Origin of the sequence: Anabaena sp. AL93 (assembly GCF_001672085.1) — a bacterium.
In the GTDB taxonomy this organism is placed as follows: domain Bacteria; phylum Cyanobacteriota; class Cyanobacteriia; order Cyanobacteriales; family Nostocaceae; genus Dolichospermum; species Dolichospermum heterosporum.
The window spans coordinates 1-8,724 of record NZ_LJOU01000154.1 but is presented as its reverse complement, the minus strand read 5'-3'; the positions used below and the strand labels follow the sequence as shown (position 1 = coordinate 8,724).

General features: G+C 40.1%; 6 protein-coding genes and 2 pseudogenes. 2 read left to right on the top strand and 6 right to left on the bottom strand.

The features are described 5' to 3' along the window. Window positions 1-61: 61 nt before the first annotated feature. The 3 genes and pseudogenes from AN486_RS25300 to AN486_RS25290 form a co-directional block, all read right to left on the bottom strand. On the bottom strand, window positions 62-697 hold the full coding sequence (locus AN486_RS25300) for a hypothetical protein (protein WP_290602921.1): 636 nt from the start codon (window positions 695-697) through the stop codon (window positions 62-64). Between the two features lie 93 nt (window positions 698-790). Continuing rightward, the gene (locus AN486_RS25295; protein WP_290602922.1) at window positions 791-2,413 is read right to left on the bottom strand and encodes a CHAT domain-containing protein; all 1,623 of its coding nucleotides are present in this window, start codon (window positions 2,411-2,413) and stop codon (window positions 791-793) included. A gap of 716 nt (window positions 2,414-3,129) precedes the next feature. Then, a pseudogene (locus AN486_RS25290) lies at window positions 3,130-4,011 on the bottom strand (protein kinase); the annotation flags it as partial. Between the two features lie 358 nt (window positions 4,012-4,369). On the opposite strand from AN486_RS25290, the gene AN486_RS25285 reads away from it, so the two are divergent. Continuing rightward, window positions 4,370-4,528, top strand: coding sequence for a transposase family protein (locus tag AN486_RS25285; RefSeq protein ID WP_290602920.1), 159 nt, complete (start codon window positions 4,370-4,372; stop codon window positions 4,526-4,528). Here AN486_RS25285 and AN486_RS25280 read toward each other — a convergent pair. The 3 genes from AN486_RS25280 to AN486_RS25270 all read right to left on the bottom strand — a co-directional run bounded on the left by AN486_RS25280 (window position 4,495) and on the right by AN486_RS25270 (window position 8,284). Beyond that, on the bottom strand, window positions 4,495-6,390 hold the full coding sequence (locus AN486_RS25280) for a PP2C family serine/threonine-protein phosphatase (protein ID WP_290602919.1): 1,896 nt from the start codon (window positions 6,388-6,390) through the stop codon (window positions 4,495-4,497). The two genes, AN486_RS25285 and AN486_RS25280, sit on opposite strands and share 34 nt — an antisense overlap. 214 nt (window positions 6,391-6,604) lie before the next feature. Continuing rightward, the gene (locus AN486_RS25275; protein ID WP_027400788.1) at window positions 6,605-6,961 is read right to left on the bottom strand and encodes an NAD(P)H-quinone oxidoreductase subunit M; all 357 of its coding nucleotides are present in this window, start codon (window positions 6,959-6,961) and stop codon (window positions 6,605-6,607) included. A gap of 141 nt (window positions 6,962-7,102) precedes the next feature. Continuing rightward, window positions 7,103-8,284: an RNA-guided endonuclease TnpB family protein gene (locus AN486_RS25270; RefSeq protein ID WP_081424202.1), complete on the bottom strand. Its 1,182-nt coding sequence runs from the start codon at window positions 8,282-8,284 to the stop codon at window positions 7,103-7,105. Window positions 8,285-8,318: 34 nt separating this feature from the next. Here AN486_RS25270 and AN486_RS25265 point away from each other — a divergent pair. Beyond that, window positions 8,319-8,447 (top strand): annotated as a pseudogene (locus AN486_RS25265) (transposase); the annotation flags it as partial. Window positions 8,448-8,724 lie beyond the last annotated feature (277 nt).

Genomic DNA, 8,724 nt, shown 5'->3' with positions numbered 1-8,724 from the left:
GGGGAGTAGGGGGCGAGAGGTGATAAATTAGCTAATCTCTGGACTTGAGGCAGAGTAAAAATTAGGGTTGAGAATCGGGTTTTGAGCGATGTTGGAGGGCATAATCAGCGATCGCTAAGGTAATTTTTGCTTGTTCTATTTCTGATAAATTTGCCCAATCCCGCTCTTCAAAATCTCTAATTAGTGATGTCAATGTATGTGGTTCACTACTTCGCATTGCGTAAGCAAAAGGACGAGCTAAAACCAGCAGATCATCTACTTCCCAACTAGGTAGTAAAGCTTGGACACATTCCACTAATTTCTCACTAGCTGATTGTTCAAGAATAGAAACTTCAGTAGCTTTTTGAGCGATTGCAGTGAGTAAACCTCTAGGAATAACTGAAAAAGCGTTCTGCAAAACTTCCTGAAGATAATTAACGGTATTTTTGCTACTGTTATTTTCAAGAACAGCAACTTGATCCCAAATTGTATCTAGATTTTGATAAAAATTATCGGTACTTGTACTCAGTTCTAAATCTGAAAAATCTTGCAACCCAAACTGTAGTTCTAGGTTATGAAAATAAGCTTCTGAAGATTCATCAGCTAAATTCCAGGGATAAGCAGCATCTTCAGGCTCTAACAGTGCTTCTATAAATTCTAAATCTACATTTGATGGGGCAATATTTAAGATATTTAAATCATTAGTGTGGGGTTTCATTTTTTTCTCACTATTAATTTATGGGTTCTATTGACAGCTACAAACTCAAGAATTGAATTTCCGCAAAATACAGCAGTCATGATCAACTGGTTTTTACTCCTGACTTTTGGGCGCAGGCCCTGCGCCCCTACTGATGGAATCCTCCCGAATAAATTCCCAAATTTCACCTTTAGAACTCCCAAACATTAACTGCATTCCTGATGTTAAAGGTACTTCTTCCCGGAGGATTTGTTGCCAACCATTAGGGCTTAAATACCAGGTTGTCCCATAGGTAGACAAATCCTGTAGGTAATAAGTGGTCATGGATGTATTTTCTTTGAGAGTCTTCCGACATAAAATTTCTGCGTGGTGTCTGGAAATATAAATTTCGGGGATGATAATATCATTCTCTTTTGTGCGACCGATGCGGGTAACTCCAGAACGTAATAACCAAATTTTGCCTCCTGGTGTGAGCGATCGCAAATAAGCTGTATTAATGGGGGTAACTAGGTCAGAAATCGCCGTATTTGGTAGTTCTGTGACTCCTTCGTCTACATCTTTAATCAGTTCTCCATCAAAATCAGGATGGAGGTAGAGAACTGGTAATGTCCAAGCTGGTTGATTAAATTTATACAGTGTCAATAGTTCTTGTCTGGCAGTTGCCACTGCTTCATCAATTAATTTACGCGATCGCAAACTGGAAGCAAAAGTTTGAATAAAACTATGACTTTCTACATCAGCAATTTCATCACGCATCCCCAATACCGCTGGCACACCATGACGAATCAACACCTCAGCCAAACTACTAGCCGGGATAGCCTGGTGATTAACTGCTGCTGGTTGCGCTCCCCAACAGGCGTTAAAAACTCCCAATTTTATGCCTGTTCGCGTTAAAACCTGAGCTAATTCTATGCCATTAATTTTGAGTTCATTTCCTAAAAATAATGAGCCTCCATCTGGATCTGGTAATCCGTGACCAGCATAAAAAAACACATTATGAACTTTAGTTTCTAACTCCTGAATTAATTCTGCCTTTGTCGGTTGAATCAGGGTTTTTACTGTACAAGGTGCGTATCCAGCGGCAGTTTTGCCCCCAGGATGACCTTCTAACAATGTCTTTTTTAGTAAAGACGCTTCCTGGTCTAGTTGTAATTTATGATTATGTCCTAACACCAGCAGAATATTTACCGCCCGGTCAGTCCGCAATTCTGGTAATGGTTCAACTGCGCTGATGGTACGACTAAATAAAACATCTTGGGAAAGAGATATGGCGGATTGTCCAACTTCCCGCTGCATAATTTCCCAGGGGAGGGCAATTAGATCAGGATCACGAATTTCTAACCGAAAGCGTAATTGAGTCTTTTGACCCATAGCCATACCCCGACTCCGTTCCCAACTATTCAGAATCGCCCCATCAAATATCCATCCCCAGAGATTGATACCCAAGGATTGCATTAGACGACTACTATAGGGACTTGTCCTTTGACCTTCAGTGGGTGAAATTACAGTTAATGGCAATGTATTAACTGATGAAGAAATTGAATAGGAAGGAATATCCAGGGGACTATGACCAGCAAACATTTGTTGCCATTCTTGCCAAACTTGATTAAGTTCAGGGGAGAAAACACAATCACGGAGAACATAGCCACTGGGATATGGTGCTTTGACTACCCAAATAGCGAAGTGATCTGTGCTAGTATTTACTAGGCGGGCGATCGCTATACTCGCCGAAAGCATTGCCAAATTCGGGCTGGACATGGATTGGTAGAAACTAAACGTTCAAAACACAGATACAGATATTTTAGGCAGAAGTAGCGAATTTAGTCAGTTGTCAGTTGTTATTTTTCCCCCGACTCCCTCCACTCCCTCCACTCCCTCCACTCCCCCCACTCCCTCCACTCCCCCCACTCCCCCTACTCCCCCTACTTCCCGCTCCCTGTTCCCTATTCACAAATACTAGATTGATCTGATTGTAAAATAGAGATGTCTTTAGCTAAAGCTTGCAGTTCGGAAAATTTCAGTTGCACTCTTTTAAGAGTTTCTGGTGCAGGATTAGATTTTTGACAAACACGCAAACTTACATCTGGATTATTTCCATCATTAGGATTAGGTTTTTTATCTATAACTTGGAAAAAACTTTTAGCAGAGAAAGTTTGCTTATTTAAGGTTATGGGACTATTAGCTTGAATCACCCAATTAGGAGAGAGATTTTCTAAAGTTCTTTGTGCCGTCAAAGTTGGTTGTTGACTAGAAAATGGAGACGGAGAAGAAATTATTATTGTTGGTGACTTAATTTGGAGTTTAAACCAATATCCCAACAAACCAGATGATAACGTTAACCCTAAGATAATAAACAACAGATGATCTATTTTACTATTTATTCTAGTTTTAGAATTTCTCAAAGATGAATTTTTATTTCCCCCTGGAGATACAACAAATGTAGGAGGAATTTGTAAATCTTTGATGACCTCATCCGCAGATTGATACCGTTCTAGAATCTCAACTTCCAACAACTTATCCAAAACTTTACCCAATTCCTGACTCACAGGACTAGGTAAATGTTGTCGCCAATTATTCACCCAATTAAAACCATTTCTTGTCCATAAATTAAAAGGATGAACCCCTGTTAAAAGATGAAAACAAGTTGCACCTAAAGCAAATAAATCACTGGCTGGATAAGCTTCACCAAGCTGAATTTGTTCCAGTGGACTATAACCATGAGTACCTATTCGTGTTCCTATTTGGGTGTGAACTGTGGTAGTTAATTGTTTAGAAGCCCCAAAATCAATTAATACCAACTTACCATCGCTGGCTCGGCGCATGATATTCTGTGGTTTAATATCCCGATGAATAACCTGGCACTCATGAATAAACTTTAAAGATGGTAATAAATCTAGTAATAATTCCCGAATTTGATTTTCGTTATATTTTCCCTTTTGTGCTAATTCATCTAATAAATTCTCCCCTTTAATAAACTGTTGTACCAAATAGAGAAAACCATTATCTTCAAAATAAGCAAACAGCGTTGGTATTTGTGGGTGTTCTCCTAAATCTTGTAGACGTTTAGCTTCTTCAATAAATAATTCTGTGGCTTTTTTTAAAGCGTAAGTTCCTGACTGTTTAGGTGCAAGTTGCTTGATTACACAAGTTTCATTGAGTTTTTGAGTATCTTCCGCTAAATAGGTTCTCCCAAAACCACCTTCAGCAGAAAGCACCCGCAATACTCGAAAGCGATTGATTAATAATGCTATTAACGGGGTTCTGCAAGATTGACAGAACTTGTGATCATCAGGGTTGATAGGTTGGGAACAATCCGGGTTTAAACAGCAGATCATAATCTGTGGCAGATGACTGTATAACCTTTATCATACAACATAAGTAATTTTCTGTCCCTTCCTGATATAGCGGTATGCACTTAAATGAAATACATCATCAGCCCCCTCCCCTTGACAAAGCTATGGTGTACACACAAGTTGGAAATTGCCTGTTGGTTACTATAAAACCCCAGCCCTAGCCCCTCCCCGCAAGCGAGGAGGGGAACTGGATTTTCAATAAACCGGAAAATTTAGTTCCCTCCCCTTTGCAAGGGCAGGGCTGTTTCAAGAATGAGTAAGGAAGCTATAAAAGTAAACAGTAATCATAGGAAAGGATTTAGTAGATAATTTTAGTCAAAAAGTTCAAAAGAGGTAGAAAATGAGTAAAAGTTTAGTAGATTATCTCAAGGAAGTACCAGATCCACGAGGAAAGCAAGGAAGTCGTGACGATTTATGGCAAATCTTGGTAATCATCATCATGGGAATCATGAGTGGACAGAAAACTTATCGAGGATTAGAGGGATTTGTGGGTTGTTGACTAGAAAATGGAGACGGAGAAGAAGTTGTTGTTGGTGACTTAATTTGGAGTTTAAACCAATATCCCAACAAACCAGATGATAACGTCAACCCTAAGAGAATAAACAACTGTAATGGTAATTGGGAAAGTTTAGCAGTCTTGCGTTCAGAAATAACTTGAGTTTTTGGATTATTAATAAAACTCTGCCCATTGGCTGTATCATCATCGGCTGAGTATAATTCTGTGTCAGGTAAAAGATGAGAAATATCCGCTGTAATTATCGTCTCTGGTTCAGAGTATTCAACATGATAATGTACTAAGGCAATAGTGGCATTATCATGTCCATTTTTAGTATTAGCAATTTCTATTAATCTTTGGGCAACATCTTCTATACTTGTTTTTCCAGAGAGAAGAGGTAATATTTCAGTTTCCCAAGATTCTTCCACTCTATCAAAATCACTCAGACCATCGGAAGTGAGTAAGAAAACAGCATCTTCATCAACAATAAAGCGTTGAGATGTAGGGTGCAGTGAGGTACTTTTACTCATTCCCAATGCCTGAACCAATGAACCAGAACCCCTGTGTTCTAAAGCTTCCCTGTAAAGAGCATAGCCTAAACGGACCTCGCGGGACGCGACATCATCATCTAAGGTAACTTGATGACAACCATGATGAGTAATCCAATAGGCACGACTATCACCGACATGGGCAATATATATTTCATGGGCAATAGGTAAAGCCATGACAATAGTTGTTCCCATGCGTTGTCGCCCTTGACGATGTTCGTTATCGTTACGCTGGCTGATTTTGTCATTAGCTTTGGCTACTGTCCGTTCTAGGTCCAAAAGTAGTAAGGATGGATCTATGTTGTCGGTGGGAACTGAAGTCAGTTCTTTGACTTGTTTATAAATAGTTTCAATTGCGAGGTTGGAAGCCACGTTACCGCCTTCATGTCCACCAATACCATCACAAACAATAGCTAGGGTGTTCTCCTGCGGTGATTTAGTGATTAAAGTGTCCCCAGCGGGGTAACAAGCATCTTCGTTACGGGGGCGGCTCGGTCCTGGGTCTGTTTTAGTGTAGATTTTAATTGTAGCTGTTTGAGATTTTGCTAATTGGCTCAATCCCTGATCTAAAATTTTAATTAATTGACTCGATGAGTTAATTTCTCCTTTAATTAACCAATCACATACTTGCTGCACAAATGGAGCAATATTTGGTTTAGTAGTTGGGATCAGTTGCTGCCAAAATTCTCCTAATTGGCATAATGTCGGCGAGTTTTTGTCATCGAACCGTAATTCTAATAAGCGAATTAGTACCCCTTCTACTCTTAATACAGAATTATCTAAGAGGCTAGATGCTGCGCCTTCAATGACTAGGGGCTGCCACAGATTAGCTAATTGCCACAGCCAATGAATTTGACGCATTGATGAGGCTTGACTCCAAGAATCGTCTAAGCTTTGACATAGACTGACTTGAGTAATGCTTGCATTAACTATTAATGGTGGTTTTTCTAATAGTAGTATTTCTGTTTTGGTCTGCCCATTACTTAAATTGAGGACTCCATAAACTTGTGGGATGTGGAGACGATGGGTAATTAGTTTGAGGTAGGGTCTAATTTTTTCTAAATTATCTAATTCAGGTATTTCGGGCAATAAACCAGGTTTGATATCTAAAAGTATGGATTTATTAATGACTAAATAGCGAGCGCCCGCATCGCTTAAAATAGAGCCAGGATGACAGTGGCTAAAATCACTGCCCACAGCCCAGAGATAACGCTTCGGCAAGGGAGTGGAACACTGCTGGCAAAATTTGTGGGTGAGGGGATTAGCCGATTGACAATATTCATTTGGGCAGCAGAGCGTTACCGCATCATTTTCCATAGTTTTCCCACCGATTCTGCAATTAGCATTTTCTTCAACAGTATTTGGTAGCTATAGTTACTACCGCGCATATTTTTAGCAACCCACAAATTCATCATAACTTTTATTGTTATGAGAATATGTAGCGATAGCAGAACTAATTCTCAATCTGTCACTGAAACTTGACATAGCCGGCGAATTATCTTCGCCAGGACTAAGTAAGTATGTACTATATTTATTGATTGCTACTGGTTACTACTTGGGGTAGTCCCATACTGTAGTTAGTAACCCGACTGGAGAGATTATAGCTAATTTCACCTTTTTGGAGGAGCGATCGCAGATAATGCTCCAAATCTGAACCAATCCGGCGTAAGTTATAATCTGTCAGATCCTCGCCACTAGATGCTTCTACCAGTTGATCAAACTGGCGATAAACTTTTTGCAAAGCATCTTCGTTCCAGTTGAACTCGTTGTCTGGATCAATATCTAGTGTCAACACTTGATTACTCGGAATCAGTTCATCTTTGTCCATTTCTGCCGCAAAAATGCGAACATGACGGGTTGTGGACTTGAGCAGTATCAGGTTATCCATAAATTTGGGTGTAAGAATTTAGCTAAATTACACTGCAATTATTTTAACTGCTATCTTCGAGCTTACAGCAGAAATGAATGAGAAATTGACATACTCACCGACCTGAAGGTGCGGTGATTCTTGACGCTTCACTGACTGACGCTAACCGTTGCTAGTCTTACTCTGTCTCTGCGCCCGTTTAGAGTCGTGGCAATGCCCTATCCCGACACTTCGGCTTGGCTCAGTGCAAGCTTTATTTATATTTTTTGCGGCGTTCTCGTCTCGGTCGTGTTCAGTCCCACAATTCAGGCACTTAACCGACCGAATTTTTAGATCAAGTTTCCCCCATTTGTAGCCACATTCAGAGCAAATTTGGCTGGTCGGTTCCCATCTATTAATGACGTGAAATGTCCTGCCAAACTTCTGTGATTTAGCTTCACATAACGTCCGAAACTCTCTCCATCCCTGAAGACTAATCGCCCTAGCAAGTTTGCGATTTTTAACCATGCCCGATACATTCAAATCTTCTAAAACGATAACTTCATTTTCGCCAACTATTTTGGAGGATAATTTGTGCAAAAAGTCTTTTCTGGTATCAGCTATTTCGTTATGTAGTTTTGCAATTTGAATTCGGGTCTTATTTCTTCGTTGTGAGTCTTTTGGTTGCCGTGCTAATTTCTTCTGAAGTTTGCGAATCTTCCTGTCTAATTTTGAGTAATCGGGGCTTTGGGCTTTTTCTCCATTGCTCATGACAGCAAAAGTTTTTATCCCCAAATCAATACCGATACTTTGGTTTTTAGCATCAATATTAACGGGTTCAACTTCTACTACAAAACTGAGAAAATAACGGTTAGCACAATCCTTTATTACTGTTACAGAGCTAGGAGCGGAGGGTAAATCTCTTGACCAAATCGGGCTAACGTTACCAATTTTGGCTAGATAAACCTCATCCCCTTTGATTGAAAACCCACCGATTCTAAATCGTGCTGACTGCTGATTAGTCTTCTTTTTGAACTTAGGACGACCTAATTTTTTACCTTTGCGTTTCCCTTTTAGCGAATCAAAAAAGTTTTTATAGGCAACTCCCAAATCTGCAACCGATTGTTGCAAAGGAATATTAGAAACATCAGACAACCATTGCCGCTCAATAGTTTTTTTTGCTTGAGTAATAACCAACTTTTGCAAGTCGTTGTTACTTGGTAGTTTTTCTGCTTGTTTACAAATAGCCAGTGCATCATTCCAAACCACGCGAACACAACCAAACAATTGAGCTAAAAGCTTTTGCTGTTGGTCTGTAGGGTAGAAACGGAATTGATATCTGGCTTTCATGGTTAATGCTATCATTGGGCTGTAAATTAATTATATATTGGTCTGCACTGGACAAGCCGGATATAAAAAACCCCACAAAGAATCTCTATGGAGTCCCAGCTATTTTGCCACTTCAGTCGGTGGTGCGCCACTAGAAATATTAAAAGAGTATATTAAGAATCAAGAAAAGCCGTCCTAGAAGGACGGGGCTTGTGTCCCGTCATTTCGGTCACTCTCATCAGGATGTAGGGGCGCAGGGACTGCGGGACTGCGCCCAGGAGTCACTGAGTCAGGAAAAAAGGAATGGAAGGAGAAAGAGGCAAGAGGCAAGAGGCAAGAGTAAAGAGGTTTTCAGCGATTTTACGTTTCTTTACACAGTTTGGTTTTATTGTGTTCACCTAGTAGTTCGTCAAATTTATTTTGACGGGTAATGATCGGAAAAAACTTCTGTTCTTCCCTCCCCTACCCCTGGTGCC